General features: G+C 74.5%; 20 protein-coding genes and 1 pseudogene. 8 read left to right on the top strand and 13 right to left on the bottom strand.

Features of this window, described 5'->3' with window-relative positions:
* Positions 1-243: 243 nt before the first annotated feature.
* The 3 genes and pseudogenes from DMP15_RS10835 to rraA all read right to left on the bottom strand — a co-directional run bounded on the left by DMP15_RS10835 (position 244) and on the right by rraA (position 1,641).
* Positions 244-453 carry a hypothetical protein gene (locus DMP15_RS10835; RefSeq protein WP_337825803.1) on the bottom strand — a complete coding sequence of 70 codons (210 nt, stop codon included), beginning with the start codon at positions 451-453 and terminating at the stop codon, positions 244-246.
* An 88-nt stretch (positions 454-541) separates the two neighbouring features.
* Positions 542-1,147, bottom strand: a pseudogene (locus DMP15_RS30340) (SDR family NAD(P)-dependent oxidoreductase); the annotation flags it as partial.
* Positions 1,144-1,641: a ribonuclease E activity regulator RraA gene (gene rraA, locus DMP15_RS10840; RefSeq protein WP_337825804.1), complete on the bottom strand. Its 498-nt coding sequence runs from the start codon at positions 1,639-1,641 to the stop codon at positions 1,144-1,146. The gene rraA and the pseudogene DMP15_RS30340, both read right to left, overlap by 4 nt.
* Before the next feature lie 266 nt (positions 1,642-1,907).
* On the opposite strand from rraA, the gene DMP15_RS10845 reads away from it, so the two are divergent.
* Positions 1,908-3,068, top strand: coding sequence for an MmpS family transport accessory protein (locus tag DMP15_RS10845; RefSeq protein ID WP_337825805.1), 1,161 nt, complete (start codon positions 1,908-1,910; stop codon positions 3,066-3,068).
* 37 nt (positions 3,069-3,105) lie between these two features.
* On the opposite strand, the gene DMP15_RS10850 is transcribed toward DMP15_RS10845, so the two are convergent.
* The 4 genes from DMP15_RS10850 to DMP15_RS10865 form a co-directional block, all read right to left on the bottom strand.
* Positions 3,106-3,597 (bottom strand): inorganic diphosphatase, encoded by a 492-nt coding sequence (locus DMP15_RS10850; protein ID WP_062396543.1) that lies wholly within the window; start codon positions 3,595-3,597, stop codon positions 3,106-3,108.
* Between the two features lie 92 nt (positions 3,598-3,689).
* A complete protein-coding gene (locus DMP15_RS10855) occupies positions 3,690-4,133 on the bottom strand; it encodes a hypothetical protein (RefSeq protein WP_179762230.1) in 444 nt (147 codons plus the stop codon).
* A 10-nt stretch (positions 4,134-4,143) separates the two neighbouring features.
* Positions 4,144-5,019 carry an alpha/beta hydrolase fold domain-containing protein gene (locus tag DMP15_RS10860; RefSeq protein WP_337825806.1) on the bottom strand — a complete coding sequence of 292 codons (876 nt, stop codon included), beginning with the start codon at positions 5,017-5,019 and terminating at the stop codon, positions 4,144-4,146.
* Positions 5,016-5,537 (bottom strand): phenolic acid decarboxylase, encoded by a 522-nt coding sequence (locus tag DMP15_RS10865; protein ID WP_073577262.1) that lies wholly within the window; start codon positions 5,535-5,537, stop codon positions 5,016-5,018. The genes DMP15_RS10860 and DMP15_RS10865 overlap by 4 nt, the downstream gene beginning before the upstream one ends.
* A 58-nt stretch (positions 5,538-5,595) precedes the next feature.
* Here DMP15_RS10865 and DMP15_RS10870 point away from each other — a divergent pair, with 58 nt between their 5' ends.
* Positions 5,596-6,030 (top strand): MarR family transcriptional regulator, encoded by a 435-nt coding sequence (locus tag DMP15_RS10870; RefSeq protein ID WP_073577261.1) that lies wholly within the window; start codon positions 5,596-5,598, stop codon positions 6,028-6,030.
* A gap of 116 nt (positions 6,031-6,146) precedes the next feature.
* The gene (locus tag DMP15_RS10875; RefSeq protein WP_337825807.1) at positions 6,147-6,743 is read left to right on the top strand and encodes a hypothetical protein; all 597 of its coding nucleotides are present in this window, start codon (positions 6,147-6,149) and stop codon (positions 6,741-6,743) included.
* A gap of 9 nt (positions 6,744-6,752) precedes the next feature.
* Here the strand turns inward: DMP15_RS10875 and DMP15_RS10880 are convergent, their stop codons facing one another.
* Complete coding sequence (locus tag DMP15_RS10880; protein WP_062396528.1) at positions 6,753-8,105, bottom strand: spinster family MFS transporter; 1,353 nt, start codon at positions 8,103-8,105, stop codon at positions 6,753-6,755.
* Entirely contained in the window at positions 8,102-8,944 is an 843-nt protein-coding gene (locus tag DMP15_RS10885; RefSeq protein ID WP_337825808.1) for a YoaK family protein, read from the bottom strand. Before DMP15_RS10885 ends, DMP15_RS10880 begins: the two co-directional genes overlap by 4 nt.
* Before the next feature lie 131 nt (positions 8,945-9,075).
* Here DMP15_RS10885 and DMP15_RS10890 point away from each other — a divergent pair, with 131 nt between their 5' ends.
* Positions 9,076-9,543 carry a hypothetical protein gene (locus DMP15_RS10890; protein WP_100878276.1) on the top strand — a complete coding sequence of 156 codons (468 nt, stop codon included), beginning with the start codon at positions 9,076-9,078 and terminating at the stop codon, positions 9,541-9,543.
* Positions 9,544-9,616: 73 nt separating this feature from the next.
* Here the strand turns inward: DMP15_RS10890 and DMP15_RS10895 are convergent, their stop codons facing one another.
* The 4 genes from DMP15_RS10895 to DMP15_RS10910 all read right to left on the bottom strand — a co-directional run bounded on the left by DMP15_RS10895 (position 9,617) and on the right by DMP15_RS10910 (position 14,932).
* A complete protein-coding gene (locus DMP15_RS10895) occupies positions 9,617-12,688 on the bottom strand; it encodes a DUF3427 domain-containing protein (RefSeq protein WP_337825809.1) in 3,072 nt (1,023 codons plus the stop codon).
* 69 nt (positions 12,689-12,757) lie between these two features.
* Positions 12,758-13,951 carry a DUF1990 family protein gene (locus DMP15_RS10900; protein WP_337825810.1) on the bottom strand — a complete coding sequence of 398 codons (1,194 nt, stop codon included), beginning with the start codon at positions 13,949-13,951 and terminating at the stop codon, positions 12,758-12,760.
* 45 nt (positions 13,952-13,996) lie between these two features.
* Positions 13,997-14,179 (bottom strand): DUF4177 domain-containing protein, encoded by a 183-nt coding sequence (locus tag DMP15_RS10905; RefSeq protein WP_073577255.1) that lies wholly within the window; start codon positions 14,177-14,179, stop codon positions 13,997-13,999.
* 27 nt (positions 14,180-14,206) lie between these two features.
* Complete coding sequence (locus tag DMP15_RS10910; RefSeq protein WP_100878274.1) at positions 14,207-14,932, bottom strand: MerR family transcriptional regulator; 726 nt, start codon at positions 14,930-14,932, stop codon at positions 14,207-14,209.
* A 138-nt stretch (positions 14,933-15,070) separates the two neighbouring features.
* Here DMP15_RS10910 and DMP15_RS10915 point away from each other — a divergent pair, with 138 nt between their 5' ends.
* The 4 genes from DMP15_RS10915 to DMP15_RS10930 are packed head-to-tail and all read left to right on the top strand — an operon-like array spanning position 15,071 to position 19,480.
* Positions 15,071-15,706: a DUF3159 domain-containing protein gene (locus DMP15_RS10915; protein ID WP_337825811.1), complete on the top strand. Its 636-nt coding sequence runs from the start codon at positions 15,071-15,073 to the stop codon at positions 15,704-15,706.
* Positions 15,703-16,983, top strand: coding sequence for an MFS transporter (locus DMP15_RS10920; RefSeq protein ID WP_337825812.1), 1,281 nt, complete (start codon positions 15,703-15,705; stop codon positions 16,981-16,983). Before DMP15_RS10915 ends, DMP15_RS10920 begins: the two co-directional genes overlap by 4 nt.
* Complete coding sequence (locus DMP15_RS10925) at positions 16,980-17,579, top strand: hypothetical protein (protein ID WP_073577253.1); 600 nt, start codon at positions 16,980-16,982, stop codon at positions 17,577-17,579. Before DMP15_RS10920 ends, DMP15_RS10925 begins: the two co-directional genes overlap by 4 nt.
* On the top strand, positions 17,576-19,480 hold the full coding sequence (locus tag DMP15_RS10930) for a S9 family peptidase (RefSeq protein WP_304580180.1): 1,905 nt from the start codon (positions 17,576-17,578) through the stop codon (positions 19,478-19,480). Before DMP15_RS10925 ends, DMP15_RS10930 begins: the two co-directional genes overlap by 4 nt.
* Positions 19,481-19,488 lie beyond the last annotated feature (8 nt).

Consider the following 19,488-nt stretch of genomic DNA (forward strand, 5'->3'; position numbering starts at 1 on the left):
GTTGCCTCTTCTCTACCCTCGGCTCTCCACCCGCTGGTGCGGTGTGCCCCGAGTCTGCGCGGCAGCCCGCCGCCCGACGATGCGCAGCTGGCTATGCCAGCGATAGTCGTCCGGCCAGGTCCCGACCACCGGGTGCGGGTGCAGCCCCGGCGTCCCGGCGGGACCGCCGTGCGGGATCCACCGGGCGAGCAGGTCCCGGCCGGACGATTCGTCGGTGACCGGCAGGAGGCCGGCCTCGGTGGGTCAGGGCGTGGCGGCCGGAGCCGGCCAGAGGAGGCGGTCGTCCTCGGCGTAGTCCTCGCACCGGACCTGCAGCGCCGCGGTGACCTGGTCGGGGGCGTCCGCCCCGACCAGGAGCCGGAACGGGCCGTCGGGTGCGTGGACGTGCCGGCGCAGGGCGTCGACCGCCTCCGCGACGGGCGCGCCGAGCGGCCCCTCGGCCCGCCACGGCACCTCGGCCGTCCGGAAGAGCTCGCGGCCGCAGGTCGTCGTAGACGGCGGACGGGGTCGCGAAGTGCATCCCCGCGCCGGCCCAGTCCGTGTCGAACCCGCCGAGCTGGGCCACGGAGACGCGGACACCGAACCGGGCCACCTCACCGGCGAGCGCCTGCGAGAAGCCCTCCAGCCCCCACTTGCCCGCGTTGTAGAGGCCGAGGGTCGGCATGGCACCCACCGCGCCGGTCGTGGAGATCTGGATGATGTGTCCCGCTCCGCGGGCGCGGAGATGGGGCAGCACCGCCTGGGCGACCGGTGGCAGCTGCGGACCGGGGCGCTCGACCACGCCTACGCCGACGCCGTCGTCCGGCGCGCATGCCGCGCTCTCGCGCCCGTGGCTACGACGGGAAGCGGGGGTGCGGCGTCGGCGCGCTCCGGTCGTACTCCGCGAGCCACTCCCGTCCCGCGGGGGTGAGCCGCACCCGTCGCAGGTCGCGGTCCGGCCCGCCGGCGGGCTCGACGTGGCTGCTCCCGCACGGTCGCGGCGAACTGCAGCGCGATCGGCTCCTGCACCTCGGAGGCCTCGCCCGCCCCGACGACGACGGCGGCCGGAGCGGCGTCGTCGCCGCTCGCCTCCACCCGGCGCAGGAACTCGGCGAGCCGGGAGTCGGACTCGGCGCTCAGGGGTCGACGAAAGCCGCCGGCACCTCACCGCGCGACGACGACGATCCCGTCCTCGTCGGAGTAGAGGATCCCGCCCGGGGTGAAGTCGACCCCGCCGAACGTCACGGTGCCGTCGACCTCCCCGGCCCCGGTCCTGCTGCTCCTGCGGGGATTCGTGCCCAGCGCCTTGAGGCCGAGGGGGAGCGCGGCGAGTGCCACGCTGTCGCGGACGACCCCGTAGACGACGATCCCGGCCCAGCCGTTCGCCACCGCCAGGCCGGCGATGACATCGCCGATGAGCGCGCAGTGGGTCGAACCGCCGCCGTCGACGACCAGGACCGCCCCGTCACCGGGGCCGTCGAGCGTGGCGCGGAGCAGGGCGTGGTCGTTCTCGCACCGCACGGTGCGCACGGGACCGCCGAAGCGGGAGTGTGCGCCGAAGGAGCGGAACCGGACGTCGCAGGAGCGGACGGCGTCGCCGAGGTCGTCGGCGAGGTCGGCGGTGGTACGGCGGCCCAGGAGGAACTGCGGGTCGATCGACATGGTGCCCACTCTCGTCCGGACCGGGCCCGGTGCCAGCGGGGGGTCCGGCGCGTCCGAACGGGGCGGCGGAAGGGCCGAACGGGACCCCCGCTCTGTGACCGTGACGCGCTCCGTAACCGGCGCGCGTCCGAATCGTTGAATCGGCACGGCTACCAAAGGGGGGCGTCGTGCCAGGACCGAGATGGGACCCGGACTCGGGTCGCTGGGTGCTCGGGGACGAGTCGTCCCCGGTGCCCCGACGTGGACGTCGCCGATCGGTCGAGGTGATGGACCGGTCGGACGACGTCGTCGAGGCGTCGGCCCGGGACCTCTCGCCCGAGGACCTCGTCGCCGGGATCGTCTTCCCGTCCACCCGGGAGCCCGAGCCCCGCCCGGCCGCGCCCCGTGGCCGTCCCCGGTCGATCACGGAGCGTGACGATCTGGCCCAGTCAGGAGCGGACCGGGCCGACCACGGCTCCCGGCGCGGGCGTCGCCGCGTTCCGGAGACCGCCGGACCGGACGCGCTCTCGACCGCTCGGCACCCCGGGGACCCGTATGCCGGGGAGCCGCGCCCGAGCGCGACGACTCCGCCCCGGCCGCTCCCGGTGCGCCGGCCGCCGGCGGTCGCGTCGCCGCCCGGGTACGACCACGGCGGTCGTCCCCGGCACGGCGGACGGCGTCGGGCCGAGGACCGCGACGCCGGGCCGTACGGCGTGGACGGGTTCGCGGTCGCCGGTCCCGGCGACACCACCGCCCCGTGGGACGGCCCGGAGGCCGGACCGGGCCCCGACCCCCGCGACGGCCGGGCCCGGCCGGTGGACCCGCACGACCTCGGGTACGACCCGCGCGACCTCGACCTCGATCCCGACGGGGACGGAGCGGAACCCGACCCGGCCCCCGGTCCCGACGACGTCGTCGAGGACCCGCCGCGCCGTGGGCGCCGCCGCGCCGTGCAGGAGGACCCCCGTCGACGCCGATGGCCGTGGGTCGTCGGCGTCGCCGCGGCGGCTGCCGCGGCCGTGCCGATCGGGCTCGCCGTGTTCGGTGGCACCGGGGACGAGACCCCGGCGGCGTGGCGCGAGGGCTCGGTCGCGTTCGGTGCGTCGACCGGTGGCGGCCAGCCCGGCGTCGTCCCGGCCACCGAGGTGTCCACGGCACCCACGGCACCCACGGCGCCCGCGGCGGCCCAGATCACCTACGAGGTCACCGGGTCCGGCTCGGGGGTCACGATCACGTTCGGCCGCGGCACCTCGGTCGCCCAGGTCTCCGGCACGGATCTGCCGTGGGAGCGCACCGCCCCGGCCGCCGGCGAGCCCACCGACTACTCGGTCACCGCCGCAGGCGGGTCCGGTGAGCTCTCCTGCCGGATCCTCGTCGACGGCGCCGTGATCTCCGAGGAGTCGGCCGACGGCGACTACTCCGCGGTCTCCTGCAACGGACGCCGCTGACGGCGGGCGGTCACCGGGGCCGCCCGCCCCGGAGTGCTCAGTGCGGCGTCTCCCGGAACCGCTTCCGCGACGCCTCCAGCTCCGCCTCGGCCGCCGCCCGGTTCGCCCAGTCGGCGCCCTCGACGCTCTTGCCCGGCTCCAGGTCCTTGTAGATCTCGAAGAAGTGCTGGATCTCCCGGCGGTGGAACTCGGGCAGGTGGTGGATGTCGCGCAGGTTCTCCAGACGGGGGTCGTGGGCCGGGACGCAGAGCAGCTTGTCGTCGCCGCCCGCCTCGTCGGTCATCCGGAACATGCCGATGGTGCGCACGAGCACGAGGACGCCGGGGAACAGCGGCTCGCCGGTGGTGACGAGCAGGGCGTCGAGCGGGTCGCCGTCCTCCCCGAGGGTGTCCTCGACGAAGCCGTAGTCGCCCGGGTACTGGGTGGCGGTGAACAGCGTGCGGTCGAGCCGGATGCGCCCGGACTCGTGGTCCACCTCGTACTTGTTGCGGCTGCCCTTCGGCACCTCGACCAGCATGTCGAACTCCACGGGGTCCTCCTCGACGCGGCAGCGGAACGGCAGGTCCAGTCAGTACACGGTCGGCCGCCCCGATGCACGTCCCGGCGCGCCGGACGGCCGGGTCAGGGGCGATTCGGCTCCCACGACTCCCATGCGGAGAAGTCGCCGAGCCCGGCCCGGGTCAACCGTCGGGCGAAGGCGAACAGCGCCGGGCAGTCGTCCGGGTACACGTCCAGGGACTCGCGCAGCTGCGGCCCCAGGCACGGCAGGTCGGTGAACAGTCGTCGCGTCCACACGGTGCGCACGGCGTCGTCGGCACCGGTCAGGGGGCCGAGATCACGGACTCCGGTGAGCAGCGCGACGAGGGCGTCGTGGACGGCGACGGTGCGGGCCGCGGCGGCGACCTCGCCGAACCCGGCCCAGGCCAGTTCCTCCAGACGGTCTGCCGGGCCGTCCCGGTGGGCCCGGAACGGCGCGGCGAACCGGGCCACCGCGGTGTCCCGGTTCGCCCGTCCGCCGATGAGGTCGGCCACCACGTCCCGGAACAGGACCGCGTCCTCCGCCATGGGACGAAGCCTAGGCGCCGTGGTGCGCCCCCCGGATGTGCGCTGCCAGCCGGGCCCGGACGTCCGCCACGACGCCCGGAGGGCCACCGCGCAGGTCGTAGGCGTGGTCGGCGCCGGGGACGTCGATGTGTTCGACCAGCGCACCGGCCGCCCGGAGACGGTTCGCGTACCGGACGGCCTCGTCGCGCAGTGTGTCCAGCTCGGCGGTGACGACGACGGCCGGCGTGATTCCGGTGAGGTCGGCGTCGTCGCCCGGAGCGGCCGGGGAGGCCAGCGGGTTGCGGGCGGCCTCCGGCGCCGGGAGGTAGGCGGCGTTGAACAGCCGGGAGATCCGCGGTCCGATGAGGGGCTTCGCGGTCCGCGCCCGCTTCGTCCCGGGCTCGCTGGCGAGGTCGAGGGGCGGGTAGTGCAGCACCTGCAGTGCGATCCGGGGTCCGCGGCCCGTGGCGAGGACGTGGCGTGCGGCCGCGGCGGCCAGACCGCCGCCCGCGCTCTGTCCGCCGACCGTCAGGCGGCCTCCGTCGCCGCCGTGCGCCGTCTCCGGGGCTGCGGCCCAGGCCAGGACGTCGAGCGTCTGCTCGACCGCAGCCGGGAACGGATGCTCGGGAGCGAGGACGTACTCGACGTCGAGCACGGTCACTCCGGTCGCGGCGAGTGTCCGGCACCATTCCTGGTCCTGGTGACGGCCGGGCAGGACGTAGCCGCCGCCGTGCAGGTTGACGTGCACCAGGCTCCCGTCCCCGCCGGGGTACACCGTCACCGGAGCCGCACCGTGCCGGGTGGGCGCGCTCAGCGTGCGGGTCCCGGCGGGCGCGACCCGCGACCGTGGTCCACCGGGCGCGTGGCGGAGCAGTCCGATCGCGGCCCGCACCAGCAGCGGATTCACGCGTGCACCCGGTCGGATCCGGGATCGGTGCGCGCGGCGAAGCCGGGGGGCAGCTCGTCGGGGCCGACGGCGATCACGGTCTCGTCGTCGACGCCGACGAACTCGAACAGGGTGATCTCGGCGAACTCGGGGATCGTCTCGATCGGGTGGGTCGGCCCCGCGTCGCGCAGCTCCCGCATGCGGTCGAGGTGGTCGTTCTGGAAGCAGACGGTCTCCGTGCCGTCGTCGGCGACCCAGCGCGGGAAGAAGATGGTGCCGTGCAGACGCCGCCGGGCCGGCATCACGCAGACCACGACCGAGGTGCCGGTCGGCTCGTTCCAGGACAGCTTGTAGACGCCCTCGTCGAGCCGGACCAGGTCCACCTCCTGGTCGCGCACCCAACGCCCGCCGACGTGACCGCTGTGGATCCGGTAGTCGATGGTGTGGTCGTTCTTGACGTACATCTCGTACTGCCAGCCGGTGTCGTAGGTGTAGATGAACCGGTGCCCGACGACGGCGGTCAGATCCTCTTCGTCCATGGCGATAGTATTGCAACAAAACTATTTTGTGGGCAATGCGTCGTGCGATACTGCCCCGGTGACGACGACCGCCGCGCTGATCGGCCGCGAGCTCGGCCCGCTGCGCCGGACCCTGCTGCGCCGCACCCGTATCGCCGCCGATCTGCCGGACCTGTCCGAGGCCCAGATCGAGCTGCTCCGCACGCTGGCGGCGGAAGGGCCGCTCGCGCCGAGCGAACTGGCGGCGGCGCTGCGTCTGGCACGGTCCACGGTGAGCAACCTGCTGCGCACGCTGACCGCCGCCGGATTCGTCGAGCGGCGGGCGGGGGCGAACCAGCGGACGGTGGTCGTCGCCGTCTCCGCGCGCGCGGCCGGGGCGCTGGAACGCTACGACGCGGCGGCCGAGGCCCTGCTCGGTGCGGCGCTCGACCGCCTCGCCCCCGCCGAGCGCGCCGCCCTGGCCGCCGCCGCTCCTGTACTGGCCCGGCTGACCGGCGCGCTCGACGCCGGCTGACCCCGCCTCCTCCCTGCGGTGGAGACACGGATCGTCCTCCGGACCGATTCGCCGGGCCGCGCCGACGGGCAGGCTCGCAGGTGTCCGTCCCCGAGCCACCGGCGAAAGGCCCCACGATGACCACCGAGAGCCCGGCCATGGTCCGCCTGCGCGACGCCGTCGGCCGCACCGTCGCGGCCGGCACCGCCCGTGCCATCCTGCTGATGGACATGTCCGGGACCCGCGCCGTGGGCGAGGCGCTCCCGCGGCGGCGGCGCCCGCTCCCGGCCCTGGCGCGGGCCGTCCTGCGCCGGGTGCCGCGGGAGGTCGTCACCAGCGGAGTCCTCGACCTCACCCGGCGCCGCGCCATGGTGGGCCACGACCACATCGCGTTCGTGCAGATCGAGGACCGGGTCTGGAGCGGGCGGCCCGGCCGCAGGCTCGACCGGCTGGGCCTCACCGATCCCGGCCGGATCGTCACCCCGCTGGCGGCCTTCGACCGGCTCGCCGACGTCACCGAGGCCCACGACCACGGCGTCGTCGCCGACCGCGGCGAGCGGTGGCGACGGCTGACCGTCACCACCGGCGACGGTGAGCCGGGCGAGGTGTGGCTCGACGGCGCCCACGTGCGCCGGATCCGGCTGCCCGAGCAGCGCCAGGACTCGACGACGGTGACGCTCGACGCGTTCGGCACCGACGTCGACGACCGCGACTGGACCCGGCTGCCCGGCTGAGAGCCCGGGTCAGCCGGCGGCCGCGGTCATCCGCTCGTTGTCCCGGCGCACCGTGCGGGCGGCGAGGAACAGCCCGGCCGACGCGATCGCCATCGACAGCGGCACGATCACGGCGAGGGCCTGCCGCAGCCCGTTCGCCGCGGCGTCGGCCGGGCTCGCGCCCGCGGCGAGGGCGTCCGCGGCGAACGCGTCCGACAGGGCACCGGCGATCACCGGCCCGACCGCGCCACCCAGCAGGTAGAACGCGGCGAAGAACACCGCCGTCGCCGTCGACCGCAGCCGCGGCCCGACGACGTCGGCGACGGCCGGGTAGGCCGAGGTGTAGTAGAGGTACTGCAGCAGCCAACCGGCGCCGAACAGCACGACGAACGTGCCCGTCGCCTCCGGTCCCACGGACAGCGCGAACCAGGTCAGGGGGACCGACACGAGCGTCGCCACCGCACCGACCAGCACCCGCGCACCCGTCGAGCGACGGGCGGCCCGGTCCGACACCCAGCCGCCGACGAGCAACCCGGCCAGCCCCGTCACGCCGACGACGACGCCGGTCAGCACCGCCGCCCCGGTCAGGGACGCGCCGAAGTAGCGCTGGAACAGCGGCACGGTGAACGTGTTGACCGAGTAGGCGGCGAGGTTCGCGCCGATCCCGGCGACGATCAGGAACCACATCGTCGGGACGGCCAGGATCCGCCGGAACGGCCGGTCGACCGGAGCCGGCGTCGCCTCGACCGTGGTCGTCGACGCCGGTTCGGACGCCCCGCGGCGGGGCTCGCGCACCAGGAAGAACCCGGCCGCGATGAGCAGCCCGGGGATCGCGGCCAGCACGAACGGGGCCCGCCACGTCCCGAACGCCTCGGCGATCGCACCGACCGAGAAGTAGGCGAGCACGAGCCCGACCGGCAGCCCGAGCTGGAACAGCCCGAACGCCCGCGCCCGCTTCCCCGCCGGGTAGAGGTCGGCGATCGTGGAGTTCGCGGCGGGCGCGTAGCTGGCCTCACCGATACCGACGCCGACCCGCATCAGCAGCAGCGAGACGTAGTTCCAGGCCGCGCCGCTCGCGGCCGTCAGCAGGCTCCACGCGACGATGCCCCACCCCATGATCCGGGCCCGCGAGCGGTGATCGGCGAGGCGCCCGAGGGGGAGCCCGCACAGGGCGTAGACGACGGTGAACGCGGCGGCCAGGACGCCGATCTGCAGGTCGGAGAGCCCGAACTCGAGTTTGACGGGCTCGGCGACGATCGCCGGGACGGCCCGGTCGTAGAAGTTGAACGTGTTGGCGGCGAACAGCAGCGCCAGCACCCGGCCGGCGTTGGGGGCCTGTTCGCCCTGCTCGGTGGGCAGGAAGCGTTCCCGTTCGGTCGTCATGTGACCCCCCGGTCTCGGCGTGGCCGCACCGTTGCGGCCACGCCGGTCAGACTGCCCGACGGGGACGAATCCGTCACCGTCCACGGCTCACGCCCCGGTCGGGGCCACCACCATCGACCGGGTCCGGTCCGCGGGTGGTCGCCCGGGTGCAGCCCGACGGGCGACCGGGAGCGCGCCGTGGCCACGGCGAGCGCCGTCGCGGCCGCGACCAGGGCCACCGGCACCGCGACCACTCCGACCGGGAGGACCCGGTGCAGCGAGCCCGTCGCCGCGACGGCGAGCACGAAGACCGCGATGCGGGCGCCGGCGCCGGGGTTCCAGCTGCGCCCGGCCGGGTCGACCATGCCCGACACCCAGTTCGTGACGACGCCGGTGAAGTAGTTGGTGGGGGTGCCGGCCGGACCGATCCGGCGCAGCGCCGCCCCCTGCAGTCCCATCGCCAGAGTCGCCGTCCCGATCATCGGCTCCACGGGGAAGGCGTGTCCCTGCCCGCCGAGCAGCCACGCGAGGCCGAACGCGGACAGGACCGCGAGCTCCAGGCCGAGCGTGACACCCACGGCGCCCCGGGCCGGCAGCCTCCGCTCGGCCAGACCCGCCGTCACGGTGCCGGCGACCAGGCCCAGCACGTAGCCGCCCAGCGCCCAGACCGCGGGGGCGAGCGCCCCGACCGACCCCAGCCCCCGGCCGAGCGCGACGAAGCTGCCGGTCATGGCGCTGACGACCACGTCGTGGAACGCCGTGAACGAGGCCCCGTCCAGGGCGCCCGCCGCCGCGGCCAGCAGTAGCGGCACCGCCGCGAAGATCCGGGCCGTCTGCTTGTCATGATCTGTGGCGAGCACGGCGGCAGCATTCGGCCGTTCGGCCTAAGGCGACGCTAAGCGGTGGGCAATGATCAGCTCGCCCCCCCGGCCGAGTCCCCGCCCACCCGGCCTGCGCGGTGTGCCGAGGACTCGGATGGTTCGATCACCCCATGCTGCGTGCCGAGCGGACGAGCGTATGGCGCCGCGACTACGAGTTCACACTGGACGGCGCGCCGGTCAGCACCTTCAGCTCGCACTGGTGGCGCTCCGGCGGGCAGATCCAGGTCGAGGGCCGCGAGTACCAGATCGGATCGACCGTCTGGGGCAGGACCTACACGATGACCGACTCCGCAGGGACCGTCGTCGCCACGGCGGAGCGGGCTGGTCGCAAGCACTGGACCGTCACCGCCGACGGCCGGTCCTACCGCTTCCGCCGGGCCTCGGTGTGGAGCTCCGAGCAGCACCTCGTCGAGGGCGACCGGACCGCCGGGACGATCCGGAAGTCGAGCTGGTGGCGCGGCGGGGCCGAAGCGGCCTTGCCGGGTCTGAGCCTGCCGGCGCAGCTGTTCGTCGTCGCGGTCGTGCTCTCGGTGTGGGAGCAGCAGAACGCGGCCGCCGCGTCGAGTGGGGGAGGCTGAACCGGTGGGCGAGTCCCCGGACGGATCTGTCCCCGGCCGGCGGTGCCGCCTCCGGCACGATGCCCGCTCCGGGTCAGGACGCCACGACGCTCGCCGCCCGGAACGTCTCACCCGGCATGGGGCGGCGCAGCTTCCAGGTGATCGCGATCGGCTTGCGGCCCTCGTGGGACACGTAGGTGCAGGCGCCCAGGCACAGGAACGGTGCGCCGGGGCCGACGTCGTCGCCGGGGGAGTCCCGGACGAACAGCACCACGTGGCTGCCCTGTTCGGCGTGGGTGAGGTAGCGGCGCCCCATCCCCGTCTCCGGAGTGGCCGCGTTCTGCGACTCCCAGTGGAAGAGGTCCGGCTGCAGCGCGAAGTCGCGGTACATCGTGGTGGGTGAGAAGTCGCGTTCGGTCTTGTGCAGGTTGACCAGCAGCGCGTCGACCCGGGTCTGCTCGGCCCACACCACCCCGGTGGCGTGCCCCGATGCCTTGCGCGTCATCGACGCCCAGTCCAGCGCGGCGAGGATCTCCTCCCGCCGGTAGTGGGCGTGGCTGTGCAGCGGCACGTGCTGCAGTCCCTCGCCGAGCGAGCGCGGCAGGTGCCGGGCCTGATCGAGGGTGAACGCGGTCAGCTCGCCGATCTCGGCGCACACCGCCGGGTGGCGGCGGAGGTGGTCGATCCCGGCCTGGTAGTTGTCGAAGCCCCCTCGATCGGGCCAGAGCTGGAAGAACAGCATCCGCGCCAGCCACCGGTCGCGGTCGGTCAGCTCGGCGTAGGCAGGGCCCGCCGGGTCCGCGACCCGCGCGTAGACCGCGGCCCGCTCCGGGTCGTCGACATGGGTGAGTGCGGCGAGCCGGCGCAGCAGCACGGTCTCGTCCGGGCCGGGGCCGGCGACGGTGAGTCCGGCATCGCGACGCAGCATCGTCCAGGAACCCTTGCCGCGGTAGACGTCGGCCAGCTCGCCGCCGGACTCGTGCAGGTAGCGGGCCAGGGCCGACTCGCCGTGCGAACGGACGTCGGCGATGAGGTCCCTGCGGGACAGGCGGAGCCGGCTGCGCACGTTGTCCAGCACGATGTCGCGGGCGACCGGGTCCAGCACCATCGCCGAGCCGGACGGCAGGAACGGGAAGCCCTCCTCGACGTCGCGGACGACCCCGGCCCGGCTGCTGCCGGTCAGTGCCCGGAAGCGCAGGTCGAAGCGGAACTCGCGGCGGTGCTGGCCGATGAAGTCCAGGACGGTGAGCACCGCCTTGTCCGGAGCGCGTCGCAGCCCGCGGCCGAGCTGCTGGAGGAACACGGTCGCGCTCTGGGTGGGGCGCAGCAGCAGGACGGTGTCGACCTGCGGCACGTCGAGCCCCTCGTTGAACACGTCGACGGCGAACAGACAGTTCACCCGACGGTCCCGCAGCCGCCGCAGGGCGCCGTCACGGTCGTCGCGGGCGGTCTGCCCGGTGACCGCCTCACTGGGGATGCCGGCCGCGGTGAACACCCGCGCCATGTACTCGGCGTGCGGGACCGAGACGCAGAACCCGAGCGCCCGCATCGCGGTCACGTCGGTGACCTTGGCGCGGGTCTCGCGGACGACCTTGGCGGCGCGGGCGTCGTTACCGGTGTAGAGGCCGTCGAGGGAGGTGATGTCGTAGCTGCCGCGCTTCCACTCGATCCCGGTGAGGTCGACGTCGTCGGCGACCCCGAAGTAGTGGAAGGGCACCAGCAGGTCCGCCGACAACGCATCCCACAGGCGCAGTTCGGCGGCGGTACGCCCCTCGAAGAACAGGTCACGGACGTCGACGCCGTCGGAGCGTTCGGGGGTCGCCGTCAGACCCAGGAACTCGGCGGGCCGCAGGTGGTCGAGCAACGCGCGGTAGGTGGGCGAGGCCGCGTGGTGGAACTCGTCGATCACAACGACGTCGAAGTGGTTGGACGGGATGTTCTCCACCCCGTAGGACGCCAGTGACTGCACCGAGGCGAACACGTGGTTCCAGCGCTGCGGACGGTCCCCACCGACGTAGGTCTCGCCGAAGGCGCCGTCGGCGAGCACGTTGCGGTAGGTGCGCCGGGACTGGTCGAGGATCTCCTTGCGGTGCGCGACGAACAGCAGCCTCGAGTGCGCGTGGCGCAGCCGCGCGTAGTCCAGCGCCGCGACGACGGTCTTGCCGGTCCCGGTCGCGGCGATGACGAGGTTGCGGTGCCGGTCGTGCACCTCGCGCTCGGTCGCGAGGGCTTCGAGGATCTGCTCCTGGTGCGGGAACGGGCGGACCTCCAGCCCGGACAACGGGGTGGTGTCGTCCTGGTGACGGCCCAGGGCGTCGGCGAGACGCTGGGAGTCGGCGGGCAGGTCCGGGTCGTAGGAGACGAAGTCGGGCGCAGCCCAGTAGGAGTCGAACGTCGAGGTGAACTTGCGGATCAGCTCCGGCGTGGCCACCGAGGACAGCCGGACGTTCCACTCCAGACCGTCGACCAGGGCGGACCGCGACAGGTTCGAGCTCCCGACGAACGCGGTGTCGAAGCCGGAGTCCCGGCGGAACAGCCACGCCTTCGCGTGCAGCCGGGTGGTCGCGCTCGCGTAGCTGACCCTCATCTCGGCGCCGTGCCGCCGGACGAGTTCGTCGACCGCCCGCTGCTCGGTGGCGCCCATGTAGGTGGTGGTGATGACCCGGAACGGGACGCCACGCTCGTGCAGGACGTCGAGCTGGGTCTCCAGGAGCCGGATGCCGTGCCAGCGGATGAACGCGCAGAGCAGGTCGACCCGGTCGGCGCTGGACAGCTCGGACTGCAGCGCGGTGTGCAGCTTCGGTTCGCCGGCGGCGTTGGTGAACAGCGCCGCGTCCGACAGCGGGGTCAGGGGACGCCGGACCTCGTGCACCCCGGGTGCGATCTCCCGGGTGAGCGCGATGAGCTGCTGCAGGTCGGCGGAGAGCAGTTCCTCGCGCTCGACCTGGGCGAGCAGCCGGTTGACCAGCGCGACCCGCTGCTCCGGATCCCGGTCGGCCAGCGCCTGCTCGACGACCTCGGCCACGTGCCGGGACAGCACCCGCGGCTGGGTCGCCTCCTCCACCTCGTCCCAGCGCGGGGTCAGGTCGCCGACGGCGGCGAGGGCGGTGTCGAGCCGGGCGGTGCGCAGACGTTCGTGCGCCCCGGCGCGCAGGGGTTCGCTCACGCCGTCAGCGTGCCGGGTGACCCCGGCGGACACGCGGCCGTCGCGCATCGTCGCCGGCCAGCCGGCGTGTCATCCTGCCGTCCCCTCCCCGGCCCGCGCGCCGGCCCCGCCGCCCACCCGCGGGGGCCAGGAGGCACGCCGCGTCCGCACCCGCACCCCGTCGGTGACCCGGCCGCCCGACAGATCCCCCGCGCGCAGGCAGAAGTGGGTCCACATGTGCAGCTGGACCTCCTTCCCGACCCGCAGCACGTCGAACACCAGCGCCGAGGGCCGGTCCCCGGGCCGCGACCACGTCTCGATCCGGAACGCGACGCCCCGACCGGTGTCGTGGGCGGAGAACTCGATCTGCCCGGCCTCCAGGTGCCCGGCCAGTGTCGCGAACCGGAACGACGTCGCGTCGCGGTGCACCACCCGTACCGGCCCGTTCCACGGCGCCGGCATGTGCACGACGTACTCGTCACCGACCGCGACCTCGCCGAGCCGCCCGCGCTTCTTGCGGAAGGTCACCACCTCCGACGGGGCGGCACGGTCGAGATCGGCGCACACCCGGTCCATCAGCGCGGCGGCGTCGAGGCCGCTGTCCCGGACGTCGACGGTGAAGATGCGGTGCAGCAGGGGACCCGAGCCCTCGCCGACGGTCTTGAGGTGCGCGTCGACGAACTCCTCCGGCAGCGGCGGCGGGAGATCGGAGGCGTCACCGGTGTCCTCGGCGCGGTCGACGTGCGGGAGGCGTCGCAGGTAGCGGGTGGCGGTGAGTGCGAGGCCCGCGGGGTAGCGGAGTACGGCCCCGGCGCGGGCCACCGGGCCCGGCTGGGGGGTCGGCTCCGAGCGCCGCGCGGTGGTGAGCCGGGTCTGCGTGGCGTAGTGCTCCACCGCAGCGACCAGCCGCTCCGGCTCGGCGACGGTCACGGTGACCCCGGGGTGGCGCAGCGCACCGAGGGGGTCGAGCGCCGGGACGGGGCGGTGGAACCGGATGCACGCCCCACGCTCGGTGGTGCTGCCGAAGGTCACGCCCCGGTCGGCGAGCGACAGCCGCGCACCGAGGGCCTTCGCCGCCCGGAACGGGCCGGTGACCTGGGCGCCCGCGAGGTTGCGGACCGGCGTGACCAGCGAGAAGTGGCCGAAGCGGACCCGCAGGCCGTCGTCGTCGAGGTCGACGTGGGCGTCGGTGGGATCGCACACCCCGAACGGCAGCAGCACCGCGCCGAAGCGCGGGTCGAGGTCGAACGGGTGGCGTCGTGGCGACGCGGCGAAGTCGGGCACGCCCGCGGGTACCCGGTGCGCGCGGATCGACGCGGGCCGCCGAGGTCACCCCCGCGCCCGCTTGAGGATCACCCCGATCTCGATGGTCTGGCCCGCGCCGACCGCGGGCACGATCGTGCCGACCGTCTCCCACCCCTGCGCGCCGAGCTCGTTGAGCTCCTTCTCCATCCCCGGGTAGTCGAAGCCCTTCCAGCCGAGCTTGTACTGCAGCACCTTGTGTTCGAACATCGGTCGTTCCTCTCCGTGAACGGGTGGTCAGTGGGGGGCCCGCAGCAGCGCTGCGAGGCGGACGAGGACGTCCACCTGGGCCGGGTTGTAGAGCTCCCGCATCGCCGCGCTCGTCGTCTCCGCGAGGACCTGTGCTCCGCGCGGGGCGTCGTCGTCCGGGCCGACCAGGCCCGGATGGGCCTCCCGTATCCGGCGCACGTGCGGCGCCATCCGCTCGGCGAGGCCGGCGCGGACCTCCTCACCGGAGTCGGCGGGCAGGCGGTCGAACTCGCCGTCGGTCGGGTCGGCCGGCAGGTCACGCAGCAGCTCGCCGTAGGCGGTCAGCTTGCGCGGCCCCATGAACCGGCTCATGAGCAGCATCACCGACCGGTCGGACTCGGTCAGCGCGGCCGCCTGCGCCGGCGCCATGGCCACCGGCAGGTCCGCCGGAGCACGTCGGTCGATGATCGTGGCGAGCTCGAGGCGGGCCCGCTGCAGCCGTTCGATCGTGGCGGCGAGCTCGGCGTCGAGCGTGCGCAGCGCCTGCTCGGGGTGGTTGCGGTCGTCGAGGGTGTCGGCGATCTGCGGCAGCGAGAACCCGAGGTCGGCCAGCCGCTTGATCCGCAGCAGCCGCACGAGGTGCTCGACCCCGTACTGCTTGTACCCGTTCGCCCGTCGTGCGGGCTCGGCCAGCAGCCCCACCTCGTGGTAGTGCCGCACCGCCCGCAGGCTGGTGCCGGCCAGCTCGGCGATCTCCCGGGTGCTCCACGTCATGGGGCGAGCCCACACCGTGCCGTCGCGGCACGGTCAAGCCGACAGTGACCTGGACCACACGACGGGCCCTCGGGCTTGAGTGTGCCGTGGCGGCACGGCCTTCCCTCGTTGCAGCACATCACGACGAGGGAGGACGGCATGACCATGACCGAGCCGCAGCACGACCGGACCCGCGACCGCGCCACCCCGAGCCTGCTCGACCAGATAGGCGGGACCGCGGGGTTCGTCTACTCGACGATCCCGGTGATCGTGTTCGTGACGGCGAACGCCTTCCTGTCCCTGCCGCTGACCATCGGCATCGCCGTCGCGACCGGCCTGGCCCTGTTCGGGTACCGGCTGCTGCAGCGGGAGAGGTTCAGCTCGGCGGTCGGCAGCCTGCTCGGCGTCGCGCTGGCGGCCGGGATCGTCGCGTGGACCGGGTCGGCGCGCGACTTCTTCGTGATCGGCATCTGGGCCTCCTTGGCCGGGTTCGTCGTCACGGCCGGGTCGCTGCTGGCCCGCCGACCGATCACCGGCGTGATCTGGAACGCCGTCCACGGGGGCACGCACCCCTGGCGTTCGACGCCCGCGGTCCTGCGCGCCCACGACCTCGCCACCGGTGCCGCGGCGCTGGTGCTCGGCGCGCGGTTCGGGATCCAGCAGTGGCTCTACGTCGCCGAGGCGACCGGCGGGCTGGGCATCGCCCGGGTCGCCATGGGCACCCCGCTGACCGTGCTTGCCGCGCTGGTGGTCGTCTGGGCGTTCCGGCGCAGCACCAAGGCCCTGGTCCGGTGAGCACGCTGCGACGCAGCCCGGCGCTGTGGCTCGCCGCCTACGGGCTGACCCTGCTCGGCGGCGGGATCATGGCGGCGGTCCTGCCGCTGCTGGTCCTGCAGCGCACCGGGGACGTGCTGGCCGCGGGCGTGCTGGCGACGGTGACGACCACGGCGTCCGCGCTGACCGGGCTGGTCTCGGGGCTGGTCGTCGACCGCATCGACCGCAGGCTGGTGACCGTCGTCGCCGGGGTCCTGGGGGCCGCGGTGGTCGCGGCGCTGCCGGTCGTCGACGCGCTGTGGGGGCTGGGCATGACCGCCTTCCTGGTGCTCGGCGTGCTGGGCGCGGTCGTGCGGGTGCCCGCGATGACCGCGCAGGAGGTCCTGCTCCCGGCGCTTATCCGGCTCGACCCGCGGCCGGGCCGCCTCGACCGGCTGATCGCGCTGCGGGAGAACCTGTCCAACGTGCTGCTGCTGGCCGGCCCGGCGATCGGCGGGCTGCTGGTCGCGCTGGCCGGCCCGGCGTCGACGGTGCTGGTGGTGACCGCGTCGACGAGCCTGCTCGCGGCGCTGACCGCGGCGCTGCTGGACCCGCGGGCCGGACGGGTCGAGGGGGTTCTGCGCACCGCTCCGGGGGGTGTGGTGCGCAGGGCCGTGCGGGATCTCGCGGTGTCGTGGGTGTTCCTCGCCGGGCAGCGGCTGGTGCTCGGGGCGACGCTGGTGTCGGCGGTGCTGGTCGCCGTCATCGCGGCCCTGCAGACGACGTTGATGCCCGCCTACTTCACGGCGCTGGACCTTCCCGCGCTCGCCGGGCTGACGCTGAGCGCGCTCGCCGCGGGCGGGCTGGCCGGCTCCGTGCTGTACGCGGCGCTGGTGAACCGGGTGCGGCGCCGGACCTGGTTCGTGGTCGGGATGCTCGGCTTCGGCGCCGGCTTCGCGCTGGTCGGGAGCCTGGCCTCGCCGTGGGTGGTGCTCGGCGCCGCCGCGCTCGTGGGGTTCACCAACGCCCCGGTCGGCGCGGTGCTCGGTGTGCTGACCATCGAGGCCACCCCGGACGCCCTGCGCGGCCGCGTCCTCGGGGCGCAGAACACCCTGCTGCTCGCCGCGCCCGCACTGACCGCGGCGCCGGTCGCGGCGCTGGCCTCCGCGGTCGGCCTCGGCGCCGCCGGGATCGCGCTCGCCGCGGTCGCGGTCGGCACCGCACTCGTCGCGCTGGTGGCGCCCGCGTTCCGTGACCTCGGCGAACCGGGTACGGCCGACGCCGCCGCGCCGGCCCCGGCGACGGCGGGTGCCCGGTGAGCCGGCGGCTGCGGCCGCTGCGCCGCCACCAGATCCTGACCCGCTCGCTGTACGCGGCCCCTCTCCCCGAGCCCGGCGGGCCCGGCGCGATGTGGACCGTCGAGGTCGACCAGGCACGGGACTGGGACGCACGCCTGTACCGCGACGGCGAGCAGGTCGCGCGGGCGGAGATGCCGGCGTCGCTGCCGGTGCCGGGCGGCCGGATCGAGGTCGACGCCGGCCTCTACGGCATCACCCGGATGCACCTGGTCACCGACGACGGCGGAGAGCGCAGGCTGCCCCCGGTGCCCGGCACGCTGGAGTACCGCCGCGCGCGGCTGGCCCGCCGCTCACCGGCGGTGAGCCGCACGATCGCGACGGTCGCCGTCGTCGTGCTGCTCGTCAACCTCGTCCTGGCCGTCCCGGTGGCGCTGGAGCTGCTCACCGGCATCGACGCCGTCGCCGCCCGGTTCGGGACGTTCACCTCACCGGTCGCCCTGCCCGGCTGGCTGAACACGGGCCTGCTGGTCGCGGGCGTGATCGCCGCGGCCGAACGCGCCCTCACCTGGCGCCGCCACCGCGTCGTCGACGCCGAGACGATCTGGACCGCGTTGTGACCGCCACCCCTACCGCCGCCCCGACCCCGGAGTCCACCATGGCCCTGCCCGACCCGATCCCCGCCCGCGACCTGCTGCGGATGCCCGACCGCACCGCCGCCACGATCTCCCCGGACGGCACCCGCATCGCCTTCCTGGCCCCGTGGAAGGGGCGCCTGAACGTGTGGGTGTCCGACGTGGACGGCGGTGGCGAGCGATGCGTCACCGCCGACGAGACCCGCACCGTGCTCCGCTACCACTGGACCGACGACCCCCGCTACCTGCTCTACCTGCAGGACACCGGCGGCGACGAGAACTGGCACGTGTTCCGCGTCGACCTGACCGCGCCGGAGGCACCCGCGGTCGACCTCACCCCGTTCGAGGGGGCGACGACGTTCGGCGTCGAGCAGCGCCCGGAACGCCCCGGGAAGCTGCTGCTGCAGAGCAACGCCCGCAACCCCGTCGAGTTCGACCTGTGCGAGCTGGACGTCGCGACCGGGGAGATGACGGTGCTCGCGCAGAGCCCCGGCGGTGGCGACGGCTGGACCCTCGTCGGCGACGAGCTGCTGCGCGAGACCCTCACCGCGGACGGCGTCGCGCAGGTGTGGCGCGGCGAGGAGCTGGTTGCGACCTTCGACGGTGATGCCCACCCGATCGGCGTGTACCCCTACGAGCCGACCCCGGACGGCACCGGCATCTGGATCGGCACCTACGGCGACGGCGACCGGCTGCACCTCGGCCGGCTCGACACCACCACCGGCGAGGTCACCGAGGTCGACCGCCACCCCGAGCACGACATCGACATCCGGGCCCAGATCTTCCCCAGCCTCCCGTCGGCGCTGATCCGCCACCGCGGCACCGGCGAGCTGCTCGGCGTCCGCTACCTCGGTGCGCGCCAGGAGATCCGGGCCGTCGACCCGGACTTCGCCGAGGTGCTCGTCGCGCTGCGCGGCCTGTGCGACGGGGACCTGTCCGGGGTCTCCGGCGACGTCGACGGGCGCCGCTGGGTGGCGACGTTCGCCCACGACCGCGACCCGCAGACCTGGTTCCACGACCGCGCCACGGGGGAGTCGCGGCTGCTGTTCCGCCCGCGCGCCGACCTCGACCCGGCCGCGATGGCGCCGATGGAGGCGGTCACGGTCACCGCCCGCGACGGCCGGGACATGCTCGCCTACCTGACGCTGCCCGTCGGCGTCGCACCCGAGGGCCTGCCGCTGGTGCTGATGCCGCACGGCGGGCCGTGGTCGCGGGACTGGTGGGGCTTCGACGCGAGCGTGCAGCTGTGGGCGAACCGCGGCTATGCGGTGCTGCAGCCGCAGTTCCGGGGGTCCTACGGGTTCGGTCGCGCCCACATGGAGGCCGCGGTCGGGGAGTTCGCCGGCGCCATGCACGACGACCTGATCGACGCCGTCGACTGGGCCGTCGCCCGCGGGTACGCCGACCCGGACCGGGTCGCGATGTTCGGCGGCTCCTACGGCGGTTACGCCACCCTGGTCGGGGTCGCGTTCACCCCGGGCCGGTTCGCCGCGGCGGTGGAGTACGTCGGCATCTCGAACCTGGCGGACTTTCTGCGCACCGTGCCGGAGTTCACCCGGCCCGGGCTGGTCAACAACTGGTTCCGCTACGTCGGCGACCCGGCCGACCCGGCGCAGGAGGCGGACATGCTGGCCCGCTCGCCGCTCACCCGGGTCGACGACATCCGCACCCCGCTGATGGTGGTGCAGGGCGCCAACGACGTCCGGGTGGTGCGCGCCGAGTCCGACAACCTCGTCGCGGCGCTGCGCGGACGCGGGGTCGACGTCGACTACCTGGTGTTCGACGACGAGGGGCACGCCATCGTCAACCCGGAGAACCTGGCCACCATGTTCGAGGCCGCCGACCGCTTCCTCGCCACCCACCTCGCGCCCCGCGCGGACCGATGAGTCCGCAC

Origin of the sequence: Pseudonocardia sp. UM4_GMWB1, from assembly GCF_017312155.1 — a bacterium.
Lineage (GTDB): Bacteria > Actinomycetota > Actinomycetes > Mycobacteriales > Pseudonocardiaceae > Pseudonocardia > Pseudonocardia alni.

Bases quoted from the DNA above. Each gene is read 5' to 3' on its own strand.
- DMP15_RS10845 (WP_337825805.1), top strand. From the start codon at position 1,908: ATGGACCGGTCGGACGACGTCGTCGAGGCGTCGGCCCGGGACCTCTCG.
- DMP15_RS10875 (WP_337825807.1), top strand. From the start codon at position 6,147: ATGACCACCGAGAGCCCGGCCATGGTCCGCCTGCGCGACGCCGTCGGC.
- rraA (WP_337825804.1), bottom strand. From the start codon at position 1,641: ATGTCGATCGACCCGCAGTTCCTCCTGGGCCGCCGTACCACCGCCGAC.
- DMP15_RS10865 (WP_073577262.1), bottom strand. From the start codon at position 5,537: ATGGACGAAGAGGATCTGACCGCCGTCGTCGGGCACCGGTTCATCTAC.
- DMP15_RS10880 (WP_062396528.1), bottom strand. From the start codon at position 8,105: ATGACGACCGAACGGGAACGCTTCCTGCCCACCGAGCAGGGCGAACAG.
- DMP15_RS10890 (WP_100878276.1), top strand. From the start codon at position 9,076: ATGCTGCGTGCCGAGCGGACGAGCGTATGGCGCCGCGACTACGAGTTC.
- DMP15_RS10910 (WP_100878274.1), bottom strand. From the start codon at position 14,932: ATGACGTGGAGCACCCGGGAGATCGCCGAGCTGGCCGGCACCAGCCTG.
- DMP15_RS10855 (WP_179762230.1), bottom strand. From the start codon at position 4,133: ATGGCGGAGGACGCGGTCCTGTTCCGGGACGTGGTGGCCGACCTCATC.
- DMP15_RS10905 (WP_073577255.1), bottom strand. From the start codon at position 14,179: ATGTTCGAACACAAGGTGCTGCAGTACAAGCTCGGCTGGAAGGGCTTC.
- DMP15_RS10915 (WP_337825811.1), top strand. From the start codon at position 15,071: ATGACCATGACCGAGCCGCAGCACGACCGGACCCGCGACCGCGCCACC.